This window comes from Anabaena sphaerica FACHB-251 (genome assembly GCF_014696825.1).
Classification (GTDB): Bacteria; Cyanobacteriota; Cyanobacteriia; order Cyanobacteriales; family Nostocaceae; genus RDYJ01.
Map to the genome: position 1 here is coordinate 13,854 of NZ_JACJQU010000033.1, position 21,527 is coordinate 35,380.

Below are 21,527 nucleotides of genomic sequence, written 5' to 3' on the forward strand. Positions count from 1 at the left end.
ATAACTAAACATATATCTATTTATAGTTATGTGATTTAGAGAAAATTTTAATTACGATTTATTTCGCTCATTTCGCTCATTGCGTTTATTTTGAATCAGAGTTAGTATGGGGTGAATGATAATTGCAATCCATATTTTTCGTATGGAATGGATAAATGGAGTGCAATTCGATATTAGACACAGAGAGGCTGATATCTATGACACTCAGTACATATCAAACTAGCAGGATTGGAGTACCTACGGAAGAAGATGCTACTTTAGCAAAAAAAAGTAGTCAAACTTTGGCTGCTTATATAGGGAATAAGGATGCCTTTCATACTATTAAAGTTGAGCGAGATGACGGTATAAGTCAAACGGTTAAGATCCCATCACTGGCTTTTCAGATGCTTGTTGACATACTGGGACAAATGGCTAAAGGTAATGCTGTTACTCTCATACCTGTACACGCAGAACTCACAACACAAGAAGCTGCTGATATTTTAAATGTTTCTCGTCCCTATTTGGTAGGACTATTGGAAGGAGGAGAGATCCCATTCCGTAAGGTAGGAACACGGAGACGGGTGCGTTATCTGGATCTACTCAATTACAAAAACCAAATTGATGCTTTACGGATGGAAGCTCTTGATGAGCTTACTGCTCAAGCTCAAGAACTAGATATGGGCTATGAATAGTCATGATTAGCCAGATGCACTGCTAAAAAGGAAACTCTGGAAATTGGAATACATTTAAAAATCAAGTAAAACTAAGTCAATTAGTTGCTAAATCGCTCCCTGACTTAGTTTTATCTTTAGTGTTATCAAAACTCTAAGCTATGCTCAAAATTTACTTAGTAGAAACTTTACTTGTCAAGTAAATTTGTTATGAGTACCAAGGTTAATATTTAAAAAATAACAGAGCAATAATAGTGTCTAATTTTACAGTTATATATGATGCTTGTGTCTTATATCCAGCACCATTAAGAGATTTCCTTATGCGACTTGCGGTTACTGACCTATTTAAAGCACGGTGGACAGATGCAATTCACTCAGAATGGATTAAAAATGTTTTAAACAATCGTTCTGATCTGACGATTGAACAACTGAACAGAACTAAAAATTTGATGAACAGCCATGTTCGAGATTGTTTGGTTACAGGTTATGAAGCACTTATCGAAGGTTTACAACTTCCAGATTCAAATGACCGTCATGTACTCGCAGCAGCAATTCGTTGCAATGCTAGTGTTATAGTCACTTTTAACTTGAAAGATTTTCCGGCTCAAGCTCTTTCACCATACGGTATTGAGTCCCAACATCCAGATGATTTCATTCTGCATTTGATTGACCTTAACCCAACAGAAATTTACAAAGTAGTTAAAATACATATAAATAGTCTCAAGAATCCTCCTAAAACACTTGAACAATATCTAAACACGCTTTCAAATCAGGGACTAAAACAATCAGTAATCGCTTTACAAAGTTTATGCCATGACATTTGAGGAAGTGTGGTTAACTATCCAAGCTGTTTGATAGTGAGAGTTAGACTATTGCCCTAATCGAAAGTTTTACTAACCAACCACCCCATCTGATTACCTAGCTTAAGAGCTTTGGTGAAAGTGAAGCTACCCCACACAAAGGTCATTTCATCCTTGCCTACCCTGGGAGTAATACCAATCAATTCTTTAACTTTGCTTGTACTCAGTATCCACTTGTGAGCTACTGCTTTTTCTAGTTCCTCATATTCTGCTAAATGCGATCGCCTATTCCCCACATACCCCATCATTTTTTCAACCAAACCAGCCATAACGTTAATAGCGGTAAGGTTTTCAGCGTTGTCTAGTTGGTTGTCCAGTATGTCTAGTTGATTGTCCAGTTTTGAGAGTGCAGGTACTTCTACTTCTGGCTGGATGGGGAAATCAGCTATCGCTCCCCCTTCCCTGATATGTTTGTCTAGTTTGTCCAGTAGCTCTAACTGCTGTGGGCTAATTTTACCCCGTGCTACTGGTTTTATGTCCAGTCCGTTGATTCTGTCATATACGGCTTGACGTGACTCTAAACCGTATCTTCCTTGTAGGGTGGCGATTTTAATCAGTTCTGTGTCTTGACTGTCCATCTGGGTTTGTCAACTCTCCTACTGGACATTTTTGGTTTGTCAAGTGACTCGGTGGACAAGTAGACAAAACTGAAGAATTACTGGGTTATCCCCAGAAATCAAGTTTTGATATCAAATTACAAAACTTTACGTCGTGATAAATTTTGCCCGTATCTTGTCTTTACCCCAGATTTCGTCCAACCTTGGTCAAAACCTACCCATGCTTCTTTTTGAGGAGAAGGTTTTAAAAGTCTGAGAAATTTTGCACCAAATCGTTTTTCATAGTTTTTAACAATCGCCCGGTGAAAGTGCATTTCAAGCAGGCTCTCTGGCAACCAATCCATTACGAGTATGTATACCTTATTTGAGTGAGTATTGTTTTATCCCAATCTTAACCCAGTATTTCCCTTGCTCTCATGCGGATTTCGTTTACTACAGGGGCGGAAGGGTTGTGATATCGTGCTGGCGGACAACAGATAGAGCGGCTTTTTTCTTCAACTTATCATTCGCCCCACGCAAGAATCAGGCTTTTGGGCTTTATCATAATCTTTGCTTATAATAGTAAGTTTGTTTTACTTCTGTACTTATTTCTATACTCCTGTCTATACGCTTGTGAGCAATCAACGTAGGCATCTTGACTACTAGGCGCGTACCTCATAACACCGAGAAGTGCTGTATGATAGCTTATTGGTAAATATTCACCCATTAAAAGGGTAGTATAATATTAGGCAGTAGGCCTATTTACAAGAAAAGCAACTATGCGACAGTCAGCTTCCATTTCTCAACAAAATCTTGCTCAAAAAATTGTCAAGTGGAAAGCTGGGCTGGCTGACTTGGGACGACGGAATCCTCTAATCAAGTTTCGGCAAGATAATCCTCGAACTTTAGAAATTCTGACAGAACAACCAAATGTTCTCTTCACAAAGCTAACAAAAGAGAAAAAATCGCTTCATTTTCTCATAATTGATGACGAAGAACAAGATATTACCCAGTTGAAAACTATTAAAGCATTAGCATCAGAAAAAAATCCTCTCGAACTAATTACTCGTCAAATAGGAAATGAGCAACTAAAACGGCTAAATAAATTACGCCTTGAGGCTCGAAAATCATTTGAAGAACGAGGGGTAAATAGTCTGTTTCTGGCACTTGGAACGTTGACTTGGTACGACAAGGATAAACCAGAAGATGCGTTGCTATCACCACTAATATTAGTACCTGTAACCTTAATTAAAGAACCTAAACGAGATGTTTATAAAATATCGGTTTTAGAGGAAGATATTGCACTAAATCCAACGCTGGCACAAAAATTAAAACAGACTTTTGGGATTGAGCTTCCAGAGGTAGAGGCTATACAAGAAAAAACTTATGATGAATTAATTACCCAGATTCGCCAACTGTTAGTAGAACAAAAGACATGGCAAATTAAAGAGAATGTATTTCTCTCGATATTCTCTTATGCAAAGGCGGCAATGGTTCGGGACATTATCGAAAATGAATCTCTGATTTTTGACCACCCAATTTTGCAAGCGATTAGTGGCGATTTAACTAATTATCAGTCTAACTATACAGAACCCCTACCTGCATCTGCTTTAGATTCACGAGTTAAGCCTGAGCGAATATTTCAAATTCTTGATGCTGACTCCAGCCAGCAAGTAGTAATTGAAGCAGCAAAAGCTGGTTCTAGCTTTGTTGTTCAAGGTCCACCAGGAACGGGCAAAAGCCAAACCATTGTAAATATGATTGCGGAACTGATTGGCACTGGTAAATCAGTTTTATTAGTTGCAGAAAAAGAGACAGCACTGAGTGTGGTTTATAAACGCTTGGCTGAATGTGGTTTAGATCATGTGTGTCTTAATCTTCACCACAGTGGTACAACAGATAAGCGAGAGCTTGTAAATAATTTATCAAAAACTATTGAATACGTTAAACAAATTCATAGTGCAGAAAATAATCACCTATTCTTTGAAAGGCTTGTTTCTACTCGTCAATCATTAATTTTATATCTTACAAGTTTACACACTAAAGAAAAGCCTTTAGAAAAATCACCGTTTGAGATATTTGGCGAGCTTTTGAAAAAAGAACGCGAAGGAATTCCCAGCATCAATGTCATCTTTTCCTACTTCAGTCAATGGAATCCTACTAGATTACAAGAAGCAAAAGATTTATTAAATCAATTAGCGCAATTTCTGCCTTTATTTAAAGGAGAAAAAACAACTATTTGGGCAAAAACATCTCTAGATTCTTATTCCTTTGAGATGGAATTGCAAATTACAGAGGAAATAGAGGAATTTAAGCAAGCAATTTTTTCAGCCCAAAAGATTAATCAAGAATTACAGGGTATTCTACAATTTCAACCTTTGTTGAATTTAGAGTCTCTCGATAGGTGTTATCCAGCCCTAGAATACATACAAAAAGCTCCATCCAATCTGCCAGAAAACTGGACTAGAGTAGATATATCAATTGCTCAAGATGCTTTCAGGATTCTGCAAGCGGATATTAAAGAGATTGAAAAAAAGAAGCTTTCGCAAGAAGCACAAAATTTGCTGAATCGAATTTCTTCATTTCTCCCCTTTTTAAGAGGAGAAAAAACAACTATTTGGTCACAAAGCACTTTAAAGTCTTGCACTGAGACACTAGAGTTAGAAATAAATAATAAAATCAAAAAAATTCAACAAGCAATTTCTTTAATTCAGACAACCAGTCAACAGCTTCAAATAATTCTCAAGCTTCAGCCTTTATTGAATTTGAGAGATGTAGAAGTTTGCTTTCCTGCTCTTCAACATATATCAAAAGCTCCAGATAATTTACCTGATAACTGGACTGAAATAGATATATCCATTGCTCAGAATAATTTTACTATTCTGCAAGCGGATATTAAAGAGATTGAAAAAAAGAAGCTTTCGCAAGAAGCACAAAATTTGCTAAGTCAAATTTCTTCATTACTACCATTTTTAAGAGAAGAAAAAACAACTATTTGGGCAAAAAGTACCTTAAAGTCTTGCTCTGAGACACTAGAGTTAGAAATAAATAATAAAATCCAAAAACTTCACCAAGCAATTTCTTTAATTCAGACAACCAGTCAACAGATTCAAATAATTCTCAAGCTTCAGCCTTTATTGAATTTGGGAGATGTAGAATCTTGTTTTCCTGCTCTTCAACATATATCAAAAGCTCCAGATAATTTACCTGATAACTGGACTGAAATAGATATATCAATTGCTCAGAATGCTTTCACTAAGTTAAAAGCGGATGTCAAATTTCTGCAAGAAACTGAGCCATATTTAAAACAAAAATATTATCCTGAATTTTTCTCCGCAGAATTACCTGCTTTAGCTAATAGATATCAAAAATACAGCCGCTTTTGGATTCTTCGAGTTTTTAATCCCAGATACAGGCGTGATTTCAACCTTTTAAAGAAACTAAGCATTAAAAAAGAACAGATTTCCCACAACGAATTAAAACGTGATTTGGCGCAAGCTGTTCAAATACAAGCTGCACGCAACAATCTATATCAAATCAATTACCCAGCCCGTAAGGTTTTTGGCTGTTTATTTAATCCAGAAGTTTCGAGTGAAGCAGAGTTAAAAGAAATTGAACAAGCTTTAAATTGGTTGATTGGCTTACAAAAGTATTCGCTTGCTGCTGATTCCGTCCAGGGCGTGATAAATTCTCCCTCTGGACGGCGCGAACTTGCTGAATTAGTTAAGAAACTTGAATCTCTCCTTGAAGATATTAGTCGGGGAATGGATTTCTTATTTTTATACTTTAATGAGAATGATATTATTGGGCAATATCGACCTCGCCATCAAATTTTATTTACCGAACTGGCAAATTTTTTAAACATAGCTCAATCTAACTTACCCGACTTCCGCAAATGGTTAACATATAAAGAAATATATGGGCAATTAGAAAGTTTAGGACTCCAAGATTTCTTAAATGCTTTGCGAGATAATCAACCTAATCCTATTGAATTGATACAAAATAAGCTACGTCATATTGACTACCAGCCACGTCAGGTTTTTGGCTGTTTATTTAATCCAGAAGTTTCTAGTGAAGCAGAATTAAAAGAAATCGAACAAGCTTTAAGTTGGTTAGTTGACCTACAAAAGTATTCGCTTGCTGCTGATTCCGTCCAGGGCGTGATAAATTCTCCCTCTGGACGGCGCGAACTTGCTGAATTAGTTAAGAAACTTGAATCTCTCCTTGAAGATATTAGTCGGGGAATGGATTTCTTATTTTTATACTTTAATGAGAATGATATTATTGGGCAATATCGACCTCGCCATCAAATTTTATTTACCGAACTGGCAAATTTTTTAAACATAGCTCAATCTAACTTACCCGACTTCCGCAAATGGTTAACATATAAAGAAATATATGGGCAATTAGAAAGTTTAGGACTCCAAGATTTCTTAAATGCTTTGCGAGATAATCAACCTAATCCTATTGAATTGATACAAAATAAGCTACGTCATATTGACTACCAGCCACGTCAGGTTTTTGGCTGTTTATTTAATCCAGAAGTTTCTAGTGAAGCAGAATTAAAAGAAATCGAACAAGCTTTAAGTTGGTTAGTTGACCTACAAAAGTATTCGCTTGCTGCTGATTCCGTCCAGGGCGTGATAAATTCTCCCTCTGGACGGCGCGAACTTGCTGAATTAATTAAGAAATATGAGTTAGCCCATAACAGTATTAGGCAAGGACTAGATTTCCTATTATCACACTTTAGCGAAAGCGATCTCACAGATTCTTACCTACCTCATGATCAAATTGCTTTTGTTGAAGTAGAAACATTTTTAAACTTAGCTCAATCTGAATTGCCTTATTTTCAAGAATGGTTAACCTATAAAGAAACTTACCAAAAACTCGAAAATCTTGCCAATAGTAAATTCTTAGATGCTTTACGTGACAATCAAATTCAACCAGAGCAATGGTTTCCAGTTTTAGAAAAGCGCATTTATCAAATATGTCTTGAGGCCATTCTTGCTAGAAAACCTGAGTTAAAGAATTTTAACTTTGAAGTACATGAACGGCTAATCAACGAGTTTGCTAAACTCGATTATAATCAACTAGATGCTGCTAGAGAACGTCTAAAACAGTTTCATGTGCAACGCTGGGAAGATTGGGAAAAAACGTCGTTAGCCCAAGCTGAGTTACCAAGGCTGAAAAAAGAAGTAAGTAGGAGAAGACAACATTTGCCCATTCGTAAACTCCTCAACGATAAACAAAAAGGGATACCAAATTTAGTTAAAGCCTTAAAGCCGTGCTGGATGATGAGTCCGCTTTCGGTCAGCCAATATATAAATCCAAATGTAGTTCATTTTGATGTTCTCATTTTTGATGAAGCATCCCAGCTTCGTACAGAAGATGTTGTTCCTGCGATTATCCGTTCTAATCAAGTTGTTGTAATTGGTGATAATAAACAGCTTCCTCCCACATCATTCTTTTCTACTGGAGACAACGAGGAAGATATTAATGATGACGATGATGCAAGCTATGAAAGCGTTTTGGATGAATGTTCAAATTTTATGTTTGCGCGAACGCTGAAATGGCATTATCGCAGTCAAGATGAACGTTTGATAGCGTTTTCTAATAAGCATTTTTATGATTCTCAGTTAGTTACCTTTCCAAACCCAATTCAAAATCCAGATTTGGGAGTGTGGTTTAAGCACGTTCCTGATGGAGTTTATGATCGTGGTGGACGCAGAGATAATCGGCGCGAAGCAGAAGTGGTTGCTCATTTAGCCTTAGAGCATTTTCAAAAGTTTCCCGAACAATCCCTTGGTATTATTGCCTTTAGCGAAGCACAAGCCGACGCAATTCAGGAGCAAATTGAGATTTTAGGGAAAGAAAATCCCGATTTTGAGACATTTTGCAGTGATAACTCACCTCAGTTTTTTCTCAAAGCCTTGGAAAATGTTCAGGGTGATGAACGAGATGCAATTATACTCAGCATTGGTTATGCTCGTGATGATCAAGGTAAACTTTCTCTTAACTTTGGACCACTGAATCCTCAGGGTGGAGAACGACGGCTCAATGTAGCTGTAACACGGGCAAAAAGCAAAATTACACTCGTTTCTTCCATACAGGCTGGAGACATTGACTTAACCCGCACCAAAAGCAAAGGTGTAGAAGCACTGCGTAATTACTTAGAATACGCAGCGAGTGGTGGAGAACGACTGCAAGGCAACTCTTACACGGATACGCTTCATTTTGACTCGCCATTTGAAGAAGATGTCTACCATGCTTTAGTACAGCAGGGATACACTATCCGCACTCAAGTTGGATGCTCAGGATATCGAATTGACCTTGCTGTAGTCAATAATAAGCGTTCAGGAGAGTTTTTACTGGGGATTGAGTGTGATGGTGCATCTTACCATAGTTCACCGACTGCCAGAGATCGCGATCGCCTCAGACAACAGGTTCTTGAAAAGCTAGGCTGGAAAATTCATCGGATTTGGTCAACAGACTGGTTTCGTAATAAACCTGTTCAAGTTCGTTTGTTGATGGAAAGAATCAAACAACTTGACCAATAAGTATTTTTAACGATGTCGAATAGGGTAGCCTGCGAGATACCCCAATTGGTAAACAAAAGTGCCATAACGTTTACTCTCCTATTGTGAAGGAGCATTTTTCAGGAACGGTTAGATTCTCGCCAAATAACGACAAGTAAAACCTCGCCAATGGCATAGAGTAAGTATTAGCCTTGAAAACAGTGGCGAGATTTGGCGTAATTGCCTTTGGGGAACTATCTAGTTTTCCTGAATGGATTATTTAGTAAGGCTTTCAACGTAAAATACAGTATATATACGCAGGAATGTAGCACCAATTTATAGTTCCCACTCCGTCCCCATTGCGTCCCCATTTTTGACCCACTCACCAATAATTTTTTGAATCAAAATAGCGTGTAGAGTGTTGTTAACCAGCAGTAAATATATCTTTCGTCCATTCCTGCCCACAGCGTCCCCACTCCGTCCCCATTGCGTCCCCATTTTTGACCCAAACTAAAATTTAAGCAATTATACTTATTAAGTGACTTACGATAAAACTACATTTGAATTACAAACCAGTGAGTGTTGAAATGGGATGTAGTGGAGTTGGATACAGGACAGGGATACAGATAGGGGTTTAGCGATTTGACCCCAAACTACCCCACGAAAATATATTTTAATTTTTCAAAACCTTTGCTTGGGGAAAGAATCGCCAGAGGTGCAGTTTAGATAAACGCCACTATAACGCATGCACAAAACATGGCTTGCGTCTCACCGTGAATCAATTTTAGCACCTAATCTTGTATGATTAATTACGCAGTTAGGAATAACAGCCAAATCCTTATCTAGTCAAGGTTTGATGGTTGTGTAACAGTAATACACGCAAGATAAGAGCTAAATTGATCATCCTCATTACGTGACCACCGCGTGACCAAAACGTGACCATCACATGACCACTTTTTACTCACTCGCCAATAATTTTTGGAATCAAAATAGCCTATAGAGTGTTGTTAACCAGCACTAACCATATCAATTGTCCATCTCATGCCCAAAACATGACCATCGAGTGACCACTTTTGACCAAAACTAAAATTTAAGCAACTATACTTATTAAGTGACTTACGATAAAACTACATTTGAAGTACAAACCAGTGAGTGTTGAGATGGAACGCTCTAACTTGATAATCACTCCCACTCAAAAATATTTTCTTGAATTTTTATTTTCCAGGTAGGGTGAGCTTTGAAAATGCAATTGACTTCACCTGTATCGTAGTCGTTTGGCTTCACCTGTGTCGTAGGCAATAAATGCGATTGCCTCCGGCACTGGCGAGAGCCAATCGCTTCACTCGCCTTCGGCATCGCTCACATAACCTCATCCAAAAAATAGATATCACTCTACTCAAAACCTGCTTAGGGAGGCAATCGCCAGGTGTGGAGTTTAATAAACGCCACCATAACGTATACACAAAACATGGCTTGCGTCTCACTGTGAATCAATTTTAGTACGTAATCTTGTATGATTAATCACAGCATTACTTAACAGTCTTCAAATCATTGTCTAGTAAGGGTTTCAAGGTACTTTTCAGGTGGTAAAAAAGGTAAAATAATCTGTTGCCCACTTTTGCCTACACTTGCCTACACTTGCCTAGTTTTGCCTACACTTGCCTACACTTGAGCAATGTCGGACACACATTTTCAACAAAAAACCTCAGTATAGTTATTATGTACTACCGAAAATGTCTGTAAATTGCCTACACTTGCCTAGTTTTGCCTACAATTTGACATGATTTTTAAAATAAGCAATTGTACTTATTAAATCGTGAGGATTTCATGGTTATTTACTTAATACGTAAATTAATATACAAATATAGAGCCATTACTTAAAATTGACTAGGTTTGGCTAGGTTTGGCCACACCTTTTTTACCAAAAAAGTATTTTTAGTTGATTCGTACTACTAACAAAGCCGAAATTTGGCTAGGTTTGGCTAGGATTGGTTGGGATTGGCTAGGATTGGCTAGGATTTCAAAAATGAGCAATTATACTCAACATTGTTTCAGTTGTTCAGTTCACATTATTAGTTCACATTATTTTATTTGAGTGAACCAAATTTTTGATTGTTAGAGCTAACATTTTAGCTCAGTTTTTGAGCCACATACAGATACATCAACGCCGCACAAGACACAATAATATCCCCAAATATTCCACAACTTTACACAATAATCCTCAAAAAACCACAAAACAACATAACGTACTTTTGACCATTGGCATTAAAATGAATTATTGAGAATAGAAAGCCACACAACTCCACAATGTAGCCACAGTACAGCCACAAATAAACACAATTTCTGTGCCAAGGGGTGTGTGAAGCTAATGCGATTTACTGTCCTGGAAAATAAAAGCGTAGTAAGTACACTTTTATTTTTACCCACTAAGTCGAGTTACCCTAAAGGCGGTAATTTGGTGCAGTTCTGCACAGATGTGGTGCAATTTCAGCACAATCTGATTGCAATATTTTATTGCTGGTTGGGAAGTTAGCTATCTTCTTTGGTGCAGAATTTGGGGAATTTGTGTGCCAACTGGTGCTAAAGTCACTCAATTTATTGTGTTTACTGGTTGATGTTTAAGCTTGCTGTCATCAATTATGAAGAAAGAGTAGCACTCAAGTAAATAAAACAATGGGGTAAATGGATGTGTTACTTCCGTCAGATGCTATCGCATCACTGTGAAATAGCTTTATGTGAAAGTTTGGGATGTAGTTATTAACAGATAATTACAAAGTGGGTGGATTTTCCTATTCTGTTTAACTGGTCTGATCATGGTGAATTTTTCGACTTCTCACAGGAGCATCTGCGAGTTAGACAAAAAAAACTCAAGTCGAATCAATCATACTCAGATTTTTAATGAACTTGTCTCATAGCTGCTCACTTTTTTAATGAACCTGTTTCATCAAAAAATATGGCACTGAAACGCCATTCAAACGCCATTCAAACGCCACTTGAACGCCAATTCAACGCCAACTCAACGCCAACTCAACGCCACTGTATGCCATTTGTATACTTAAAAACTGTCAATAAAAAGGCTTATTGATAATTATTTGGCACTCAAACGCCACTCGAACGCCAATTCAACGCCAACTCAACGCCACTCAAGTCGTTATAACAAACGCTAAAAAAACAACGTTTGGCGCGTAGCAAGCCATGTCGCAATGTGCATTTCCCTGTTAAGAAGACATTACCCAAAGCAGCCAAAAATCCTAGTGTTTTTGGTTTACTTTTTCTCAGTATATGGTTCTGCTATTGCAACACTTTTAAGCTGATTTTCAATCTTCTTTGTTCACGTTCTCATCTCACCAGTACCTTCTTACAATCGCAACCAATCTAAAATATGAACCGAGAACTTTTTAGTACCGGGAGATGATAGGGTAAGTTTTGCGATTGGCTACGCCAGTGCCGAAGGCAATCACCAAATACAGCAATCACAGAGTTAAAATTTTTGATTTTTTCTTTAAGACCCGTCCTGAAAAATCATCTCTTTGGGTATGAGTGGAGTAATTATTTCTACAAACTCATCTGGAATGTGAGCAAGTATTTTAATAATCAGTAGCAATTTTGTTTCAAATGGCACTCTAGACAGAACTAACTTAACTTCTGCCTCATCCCCAATATCATCAAGGGTTGTAGCCACGTCAGTCGGATCTATGGTTTCCTCTTGTGCTAGGAGGGGTAAAAACTGGTCTACATAAAACTGCTGGTTCTCAGTCAGGGGACCAGAAAAATTATTAGTTTTCCTATATAGGCTATCTAATAGGGAAATTAATATTTTTTTCAGTGCAGGCCATCCCCCAAAATCAGCAGCAACTTGAGATATTCTGCCTTGGGTGACACCTGCTAAAGAAGCGATCGCCTTTTGGGTTAATTTCTCCCCTGCTTCCCAAATCTGTTTAGCAGCTTGTACAATTTGGTACTGTAACCATTGAGTTTTGTTACCAGCTTCAGGATTAAGCTTAAACGCTTCCGTTTCCTCTATTGTGCATCCTGGATAGTAGCTACTGAGGTAGGATATATCTGTGTTGGTGGTAAGGTAAACCTTGATTTTTTGTTCTGGCCTTCTATTTGCCCTCGGTCTGCCTACTCCTTGAATAATTTCTGCCTTGACCTGATGGTTTAGATAGTTTTGGAAATTGGGGTTATCTTTACTGGTATCAAAGTCCCCAGTCAGGATTGAGTATTTTTGGGCGATCGCACCCAAGTCTGGGTAAGGTGTACCAATACAAAGCAGTGCATCTACATTTATGTATTTGTTAGAACCACGATTATCTACATACCAATATCCCTGACCATCTTCCACACAAGCTAGATGATCAATAACTTTTAACCTGTCATGTTTTGACTGTAGATGCTTTGTGATTGCTGCTATTTGTGTCTGTTTCAACTCGGATCTATTCTTTCCACATAATCCTAGATCCGTGATATGCACAATTTCCAAATTAGAATAGTTTGGCAGATTTTCAGAGATAACTAATATCTCATCTGGGTTAATGCCCAATTCTAGAGCTACGCTTTCACGGGTTGCTGTTGCATCTAATAGGAATACTTTTTTAAACTTGTCTAATACCTCAACTTGTCTATTATTTTCGGTAGCGATTATTAGCTTATGATTCTTGATTCTGAAGTTACCAGGAATCAAACCAGCATAAATTTCTAAGAGGGGAATTAGCCAGTTTATCGCCAAATCATCCAACATCTGATAAGACTGTTTAGCAGCTTCTCTCAGGAATCCTCTTTTCAAAGTCCTGATCAGTTTTTTTGACATTCCCTCATAGTTGTCAAGTCCATCAGCTTCCGAAAAAATTTCCTCCAAGTCGGGGTTTAATATCTTCAATTCGTTGATAATATCCGCAATCTTTGATTTATCAATCTTGCCAAATATCTCCATTACTTCCAGATGAGAATAGCCATAATATGCTTCTTTGTGGGAGTAGGATAAATATTCATGTAGTGGAGAGATAAAATCCTTAATCAGTTCCCATGCTTTCGGTAATTCAGTTGCTATAGTTGCAACTGTTTTTTCATATTCAGTTAAACCAAGTTCTGTTGATTGAATACGATTTACCTGACGTGAGAACTCATCCACGAAAGCAATAGAATTATCAGGAATATCACTAGGTAAACTATCAATGTGACATCTAATTCTGTCTGCTAATAAAGCATTCTTTCTATCTGCACGAAAAGTATTGCCAGGAATATAAGCAGCTTCTTTACCGTCTGGATAGTGACCACTGCAATTAAATTTATATTTGCAAGTTCCACAAATGGGGTTTAGACTTGCTTCGCTATTAGCTTCATTCTGATAACCTTTGGATGCTAACTTTCTAAATAAAGGAGCGCGATCGCAATTTCCTTTTACATTGGGGACTTGTCCTTTTTCTGGCCAGTGAACTTTGGGATTACCGTTAGGAGTCAACTGAGTTGAATCTGCATATAACCCATTATTTCTTACTGGTAAATCTACATAGTTAGATTCTATTGTTGATGTGGTTGGGTTTCTATGGTCACTGCTGATATACCACAATTTAGCAGCTTTTAAATCACTTGGTTCTAATGTTCCTATATGATGAGATTTACCACTTCCAGCCGCAGATGTATCGAGAATGTATTTACACCCCTGATATTTTTCATATGTAGCTATTTCTTGGTAAATTTTGCCTCTATCTTGAGAACTAAACCAGATGTCAACGTTAGCAGGTTTATTATCTTGCTTTGGTGGTTCTTTGGTTTGTTCCCCAAAGCCTTTAAATGCTTCCTTGATTGGTTTGACAATCTTCTTTATCTGTTGTCTAAAATCAACCCAATCATAAAACCGTCTTTTCTGATCTTCTCTCTCTCTTTCCTCTTGGTAGTCGTAGTTAGGGGTTGATTTTTTGACAGATGGAAATCTAAATCCATACTGTTTAGCAATATGAAATAGAGTACCGATGGTTATACCGGAACGACCCCTGAAACTCTTAATTTTGGCGCGAATGTTCCAAGTAGTCCCCCTGATTGATGGACTCCAACTTTCTGCTATTATTTCAGCGTCAACGGGTCCATAATGACCATTTAGTGCCATCAAGACTTGTAAACATTCTTGATAATTACCACTACCGGGACTACGTGGGGGAATATAGCTTAAAGCTTGTTGGATCAGCTGATCTACGTCCCAATCATTAGCTGTTGCCTGGTCTTGTAGCTGCTGACGACGCTTTTCTATTTCCGCTATCCGGCGTTGGTATTCAATTCTTTCTTGATGGGCAACAGATATTGCCTCATCTATCCAAAATTGGGGTAAATAGGCATCAGGGTTAATTAATGGGAATGTTGCCTCTGTTGACCCGTAAAACACCCGTGAAGCATCTTTACAAGCGGGGTCATGGGGTAGCTGCTGCATGAGGTAACGAGTTAGTACCTCTACAGTTTCAGTACCTCGAACAAACTCAGGTAGTAGGAAAATTAACCGGAATTTATGCCAGTCTGGTTGATGACTAGCTGTTGTGTAGATTAACGCACAGTATTGTTTAATAAATGGATGTTCTAGTGCTTCATCTAATGTGAGTTGATGTTGGTAGCACTTAGAGCCATTTTCATCTTTACCAGAGTTGTCTATGTCCAGTAGTAACCACTGAGAACCGATGACGTTGGCTTTACTTCTCCATCTGCCACCAAATAAGCCGGCACTCAGGGCATGGCCTGATTTAACGTCATTGATTACGTTATCAAGAGTACCCTGTTTATCTTGGAAGTTTTTAGCAAGGTTTCTAAAATCCCAATCTTTATTGCGGCCTGTGGCGTTGACTGAGTAATTGAAGCTTCTCATGACCACACCTCCAATAATTTGAAGGTGAGAGGATATATCAAAAAAACTTGTCGTGATGTAATATTTTGTATTACATGGAAATTATATTGCTTGTGTGTGCTGGATTTGAGTAGAATAGATCCAGTCCACTTTTTTGGAGACATACTCAACTCCTTTAGTGGATGTGCGTGTAGAATTCGTGCAAAATTTTGGGGGCATAAATCCCTCCAAAAATTTGGTTTCGAGAAAGTATTTCCCACCTGCTGATCTTGTGAAGGGCAAACAACACTCACAGCATTTTGGGATTAAATCAATTGCCTTGACCCACTGTTACCGCAGTGGGTTTTGGCGTTTTTATGGGTTTTGGCAGAATTTCAGGTAATCGCTGAATCTCTTATCAGCCCTATTTTTGGCGTTTTCAGTCGTCTTGATGTCGTTCTTATTTGCCAATCCATCGGACAAAACCGCCTTTATTGAATGTTGCATAAGCTTCAGAGATTAGCAAGAGTAACTATAGTTGTGTAACTACGGTTATGGTGTTTTGCGATGGCGTACCTGCCCGCCGGAGGCGATTGCGCGGAGCGCAGTGCCGGAGGCAATCGCACTTTGCACAAATGGTGGTAGTTATGAGATCGTCATCCTTGATTTTGATTGAAGGCAATAAAAATTAATGAAAGCCTTGCATAACAAGGTTGTTAAAGCTTCCTGAAAAGGGAGTTCCAGGAAGTTTGGACTTTTTTTATTCAATTTTCATGGTTCGGAGGAGGCGATCGCGTTGGCGTAAAGTTGGCGTAATTGGTGAGGTTACTATCCTAAATTTTTAAATTTTTGGGGGAGTAACAGGGAGTAGCGGGAGTAGACCATTGGCTCTAGCCAGTGCCGGAGGCAATCGCTCCTGGTGCTGTTATTTAGTTTGATTTTTCTTGTCTTGTTCTATTGCCTCCACTACTAGCTTTTCAACCAAATTAGATAAAGTCCTGCTCTCTCTTGCTGCCCAAATTCTAAGGTATTGCTTCGTTTCAGGGTCACAAGTAAAGTTTATTTTCTCTGTTCTCACGTCGTTAGACATCATAATCTTTTATCTCAACATACAACCTTTTAACAAAATCTTTCTACTTCTCATGTTGGTAAGTCTTGATAAGTTCTCATGTTATACGCTAACATAGCATTAGTTGAGAAAGTTGTGAACGACCATTGCATCCTTGTAAGTCCTGCGGGTTAAGGAATTGGTGAGCGTGCAACGTCTTAACAAGACTATTCAATACTGCATTTTTACCCCTGTGCATGACTACGCACGAAGTGACGACCCGTGCAATAACGATAAATCAAGGCGTGAAACCAGTTTGCACTATAAAAATGCAGAAATTAGAGTTCGCATTTTGACAGCTTATGGAACAGTCAAGAACGATTTACGAAACCTTGATCAACCAGAGGTGCAGTGACTCACACTGGTCAAAAATCAAAAAGCTGGCCAACACTGCTGATATCCCACTGGACAAAGACGGGTTAAAGGTCATCATCAACCTACGCAAACTTAACCCCCGCTACTTCAATCTTTACCCAGAAATTAAGAACCAATTAACCGATTATGGTGAGACTCTATCAGGAGAATTAGGGTTAGGAGTAACAGGAGAAAAGCTAATTAAATTAATTAATAACTCTCTCAATATCTCTCCTGATATCACAACTGTTTATCGTTGGTTTTATCGCTGTGGGACTAAGTTTAAAAAGTCTCAATGGTACGACCGTCAAACAGCCATGATGGTACTGACTAATGCCTTGATTTTCAAAGCCAAAAAACACAGAATAGGAGCGTAAAAAAATGTTAACCATAGTTGCCAAAAGAGTGCAATCACGTCTATCTCGTAAAGGGGTAAAAGTCGAATTAAAAGACATTATAACTCATCTAGAAAATACTGTAAGCAATGTGAACAAGATTACAAAGCAGGAAACTAACCAAGCTACTGATTACTTCATGAGTACAGCTACCAAGCTAACAGTAATTGGGGAAGATGTAGAACCAGCTACCACTAATGAAGCTGCAACAGAACTGGAAACTTTAACTAACAACAATTCTGACGAAATAGAACCAGAAACCACAACCAATCCATCCACTATTGAAGAATTAGAAGAATTTTATACCCATCCAGCCTTGTTTACTCCAAAAACAGAGAACGAGGAAATACCCCAATCTTCAGAACTAGCAACCACTACCAAAAATGAATTAGTTAGTAGCACAGCACAAGGTTTAGGAGTTGTTTTAAACGAAGATGAAATCGAATTAATAGCAACTAATGTTAACTGTAGTTCAGATGACTTGCAGGAAACCTTGGAGGAAATCAAAGGGGCAATCATCGCATTTATTCAACACAGAATAGCTAACAACTCCCAAAAAATTGATGAGACTTTGCAGGAAATAGTACAGGTTGCTACTGATGGGTTTAACGCTAACAGCCAACAATTAACTGATGGATTACGCAACATAAACCAACAGTTACAGCAACAATCAAAAGACTTTAAAAGCAAAGTCAAGTCAACGCTCAAATGTTTCCAACTCCCAGAAGCATCCTAACATTAAATTGAGGATAAATCCTACAGTAGTCTTATTAGGAATTATCCTTTTATCAGGTTTATTTATCTTCGATAACCTACGCTTCAACCACCGGATAACCAAACCCACTCACAGATATTTTACCGACCCTAACCTATATCTAGAAATACCACAATGAAAGCATTACCACCCGCTAAGAATATGAAAATAAAGAACCATGTCACCCCAAAAGGTAAAGCATTAAACAGTCAACTATCAGCCAAATTTGGAATTACCCTAGCTGACTTTGAAAAAGCAGTGATGGGAGATTTGATAGCAGTTCAACGAATTGGTGAACTCCACAGACAAGCCGAATTTATGACTAAATACGCTCCTAGACTGAAAGAGCAATATTTGGAAATCATAGAAGGTACAGAAACCTATAACTTAGCCCTTGCAGATATTCTACAAGCTGCTGGTAAAAGCACATTGGCAATAGACAAAGCAGCTAACGCTACTGCAATAGCTGATAGAAAATTCGTACACGGTAAAATCGAACTATCAGCACAATATTTAATTGACAAGAAACTAGAAAATGACCGTCACAAGTACCAACTAAATTATCAAGAAGTCAAAGGATATATGGATGCTTTTCTAGTTGGAGTTGACCGTGACGTAGCAGTATTAGAGCAGAATAACAGACCCGAATGGAAACAAATTGAGGCAGATAAAAAATATCAAGAGAAAGTAATTGATGAGTACCTAGATAATGGCAACGATGCCAGAGTAGATTTAATTCCTCAGAAGAATTATAGAGGCATTAAAGGCAAAATTCAGCAGTTATTAGGAGCATTAGGTTTTTAATTGTAATCCCCCAATCACGGTTAATGGTTGGGGGAAGCATCAGGTTAATTTTACATTCTAAATACTATGTTAGCACCGCACACACCACCGGAGCTAGATTCGGAACTAGATAGTGAAGAATCTACGCAAATTAATCAAGAAACAGTCAGATATTTAAGCAGAATAGAAGCTAAATTATATCAGGATATTGAAGCTAGAAAGCGTATAGATAGCGGTTTATTATTCATAGCTTGTCAGTTTAGCAGTTGTTCCCTCAGTTGGTTGCTATTTGAGTTACAGGTAACATTATCAATCATCCAATTAGCTAGTTTTTGTGTAAGTTGTTTACCAGGATTAATTGATTTTGGTGATAGTTTCAACTTTTCAATTAGTAGCGAATCATGGGAATTTTCACTAGGTCAAAAGCCGTTAGTAGGAATTATTAAACTAGCAATTGGTATAGGAGTAAGTTGGCAGGGTACAACCAAAATTAGTACAGAAGTTGCTAACACTTACGCACAGATAAACCAAACCTACCAAGAAATTAGATCCGCAGAAGGATTAAGCTTTCAATTACCCAACATGGGTTTATCCTTGTTGATTGGTTTGTCAGCAATTGCACTAATAGGGATATTTAAAAAATTTTCTAATACCGATAATACAGGAGTTAATCAAAATGAAGATTAAAGGTAACTGGGGATGTATTCATTGGTGGATATCAGCACTGGCGACAGCCATTACTATTAATTATTTAGCGCGGGGTTTTGTTGACATTGTTCTTAACATCAACTCACTGCTTGAATGGTTGCAAAAGTCCGGTGTTGGTGAGTTTATATATAGGCTGTTGGGAGGTCGTTAAAATGACACAAGAAGAATTAAATGCTATTCCCAAAGAGCATTTTAGATTTGTCCTCAAAGGAAACAAGGTAATTTTAATCTTTACTGATGATGGGGTATACGGTGGTAGTTTTTGGGACACAAAATATTGGGACTGGGGTATAGATTATGCAAGAAATAACAGAATTTAACTCTAAATTAACAAAACAGCGTCGTAACTCTACAATCCTGGTAGGAGTTTTATTAACCTGTGGTTTCAGTGCATCCATACCCATGTTTAATGATTCCATCAAACATACAGAGACATTGTACTGTAATGTAAACAGCAGTTGTAGAGGTGCTGATATAAAACGTGGTGTTAGTTATTTAGTAGATAAAGAACGACGTAATCAGTTATTTGACAACAATATAACAGTCTTAAAAATCCTTCCACCTGAAAACGACAAAGCAGTAGTGTGGGGTGTAGCTAGTTCCCTATTCCTATTAACTGCTTATGGAGTAAGTAAAGCACTTACTGACCATCAAGAAAAAGCAGTTCATTCTCAATTCAAACTGCTGAAAATCAAGGCACTCGAAAACGACTTACTAGAACAAACGCACATAGATTTATTTGGATTTACCAAAAGTAACCAAGCAGAAATCACCAAACAAGTCATAGCACGTCAAACATCAGAAACCATCCAAGCTATGAAAAGTGATGGGGAACTACAACTTGACCACCTAAACGGACAGTTACAAGGTGAAATAGCAGTTAAAACTCATCAGGTCGAAGTATCACAACTGGAGTTACAAACAGCTAAGAATCAATTAGAAACAGCAGAAATAAAACGGAAGTTAGACAAACTATCTGGCACTTCCAAAACAGAAGATACTACCAAAATTACACCCAATGAACAACTAAAACAATCATTAATCAATGCACTCAAGTCTCATGAAAACAGTTGGTTATGGTATCTAGTAGAATCATTCACCCCCATTATCATTCATGGTAAAGCTGGCAGTTATAAAAGCTATACAGCAGCAGCCATCGCACTCCTGAAACATTACCTGATAGATGCCAAAATCGAATCAATAGCAGATATTGACTACGACCAGAATAAAAATGATGCTTGGAAATTTCTAGTACCATTAGAACCTAATATTTATGGACAAGGAATTGATTGGGAATCTTACAACGATGGCTACATAGCAGCTATTGAACGCTCAAAACATAGAACCTTAAAAGATAACCCTATTGTATCTATTTGGGATGAATTGACCAATGCTAAAGGTAAATTTGATAATGCTCCTAATATAGTGCCTTTTGTAATTGCCACACCCAGAAAGCGGAACGAACATTGTATTTTAATTAGCCATAACTTAACTCAAGATTGCTTAGGTGGATGTAGTGGTATTTCAGAACCAATCAAAACCCAAACATACAGATTAAATTTAAAAACCACACCACAATCTAAACCACTTTTTAAAGGCATATTAGAAGGGTTAGTAGATGCTGATGGTAATGAATTAGAACAACACCCAGTTACATTACCTGATTGGTTGCGACCTGAGAAAATACATCAGCATTTCAATGGTAAACCTTTAGACTTTGAAAACTAAATAAAACAGCTACCCAATTAAAAATAGCGCGATGCTTGACATCGAATGTCACTGGTAGCACTGGCATTAATGCCTTCAATTACCACTACCAAATAAACATTATGAAGGATATCGAATACCCCGATAAGCCCCGGAGTTTACCATGCTGGTTTTCTCCCAAGGATAGCTATGTTGCATCTGCTTTGCTATCAGATGGTTTTGAATTTATTGGACTACTAGAAGATGTGGAAACACCTGATTATTTAGAGGTAATAACGGGTAATTGGTCATTAGGTTCTATCTGTTCAGTTAATGAATTAGTTGCAATTTGTGACGGTGCTGTATTCAG

The 21,527-nt window shown here is 37.8% G+C and carries 14 protein-coding genes and 1 pseudogene; 11 read left to right on the forward strand and 4 right to left on the reverse strand.

Going from position 1 to position 21,527, the window contains the following annotated elements; all coding sequences use genetic code 11:
* Positions 1-197 precede the first annotated feature (197 nt).
* Positions 198-671 (forward strand): helix-turn-helix domain-containing protein, encoded by a 474-nt coding sequence (locus H6G06_RS26125; protein ID WP_190564972.1) that lies wholly within the window; start codon positions 198-200, stop codon positions 669-671.
* A gap of 233 nt (positions 672-904) precedes the next feature.
* Positions 905-1,474 (forward strand): VapC50 family PIN domain-containing toxin, encoded by a 570-nt coding sequence (locus tag H6G06_RS26130; protein ID WP_338422994.1) that lies wholly within the window; start codon positions 905-907, stop codon positions 1,472-1,474.
* Between the two features lie 53 nt (positions 1,475-1,527).
* Here H6G06_RS26130 and H6G06_RS26135 read toward each other — a convergent pair whose 3' ends face one another.
* A complete protein-coding gene (locus H6G06_RS26135; RefSeq protein ID WP_190564973.1) occupies positions 1,528-2,088 on the reverse strand; it encodes a hypothetical protein in 561 nt (186 codons plus the stop codon).
* Positions 2,089-2,204: 116 nt separating this feature from the next.
* Complete coding sequence (locus H6G06_RS26140) at positions 2,205-2,381, reverse strand: hypothetical protein (RefSeq protein ID WP_190564974.1); 177 nt, start codon at positions 2,379-2,381, stop codon at positions 2,205-2,207.
* Between the two features lie 444 nt (positions 2,382-2,825).
* On the opposite strand from H6G06_RS26140, the gene H6G06_RS26145 reads away from it, so the two are divergent.
* Positions 2,826-8,603 carry a DUF4011 domain-containing protein gene (locus tag H6G06_RS26145; RefSeq protein ID WP_190564975.1) on the forward strand — a complete coding sequence of 1,926 codons (5,778 nt, stop codon included), beginning with the start codon at positions 2,826-2,828 and terminating at the stop codon, positions 8,601-8,603.
* Between the two features lie 3,460 nt (positions 8,604-12,063).
* On the opposite strand, the gene H6G06_RS26150 is transcribed toward H6G06_RS26145, so the two are convergent.
* Both H6G06_RS26150 and H6G06_RS27945 read right to left on the reverse strand, forming a co-directional pair.
* Positions 12,064-15,411 (reverse strand): PriCT-2 domain-containing protein, encoded by a 3,348-nt coding sequence (locus H6G06_RS26150; protein ID WP_190564976.1) that lies wholly within the window; start codon positions 15,409-15,411, stop codon positions 12,064-12,066.
* Between the two features lie 883 nt (positions 15,412-16,294).
* Complete coding sequence (locus H6G06_RS27945; protein WP_338422995.1) at positions 16,295-16,462, reverse strand: ribbon-helix-helix domain-containing protein; 168 nt, start codon at positions 16,460-16,462, stop codon at positions 16,295-16,297.
* A 317-nt stretch (positions 16,463-16,779) separates the two neighbouring features.
* Here H6G06_RS27945 and H6G06_RS26160 point away from each other — a divergent pair, with 317 nt between their 5' ends.
* The 8 genes and pseudogenes from H6G06_RS26160 to H6G06_RS26195 all read left to right on the forward strand — a co-directional run.
* Positions 16,780-17,208 carry a hypothetical protein gene (locus tag H6G06_RS26160; RefSeq protein ID WP_190564977.1) on the forward strand — a complete coding sequence of 143 codons (429 nt, stop codon included), beginning with the start codon at positions 16,780-16,782 and terminating at the stop codon, positions 17,206-17,208.
* 4 nt (positions 17,209-17,212) lie between these two features.
* Positions 17,213-17,962 (forward strand): hypothetical protein, encoded by a 750-nt coding sequence (locus H6G06_RS26165; protein ID WP_190564978.1) that lies wholly within the window; start codon positions 17,213-17,215, stop codon positions 17,960-17,962.
* Positions 17,963-18,115: 153 nt separating this feature from the next.
* Positions 18,116-18,784, forward strand: a complete 669-nt coding sequence (locus tag H6G06_RS26170; protein WP_190564979.1) for a hypothetical protein — start codon at positions 18,116-18,118, stop codon at positions 18,782-18,784.
* A gap of 66 nt (positions 18,785-18,850) precedes the next feature.
* Positions 18,851-19,450, forward strand: coding sequence for a hypothetical protein (locus tag H6G06_RS26175; RefSeq protein ID WP_190564980.1), 600 nt, complete (start codon positions 18,851-18,853; stop codon positions 19,448-19,450).
* Positions 19,440-19,622 carry a hypothetical protein gene (locus H6G06_RS26180; RefSeq protein WP_190564981.1) on the forward strand — a complete coding sequence of 61 codons (183 nt, stop codon included), beginning with the start codon at positions 19,440-19,442 and terminating at the stop codon, positions 19,620-19,622. The genes H6G06_RS26175 and H6G06_RS26180 overlap by 11 nt, the downstream gene beginning before the upstream one ends.
* Position 19,623: 1 nt before the next feature.
* The gene (locus tag H6G06_RS26185; protein WP_190564982.1) at positions 19,624-19,791 is read left to right on the forward strand and encodes a hypothetical protein; all 168 of its coding nucleotides are present in this window, start codon (positions 19,624-19,626) and stop codon (positions 19,789-19,791) included.
* On the forward strand, positions 19,769-21,199 hold the full coding sequence (locus H6G06_RS26190) for a P-loop NTPase family protein (RefSeq protein ID WP_190564983.1): 1,431 nt from the start codon (positions 19,769-19,771) through the stop codon (positions 21,197-21,199). Before H6G06_RS26185 ends, H6G06_RS26190 begins: the two co-directional genes overlap by 23 nt.
* 101 nt (positions 21,200-21,300) lie before the next feature.
* A pseudogene (locus tag H6G06_RS26195) lies at positions 21,301-21,527 on the forward strand (hypothetical protein); the annotation flags it as partial.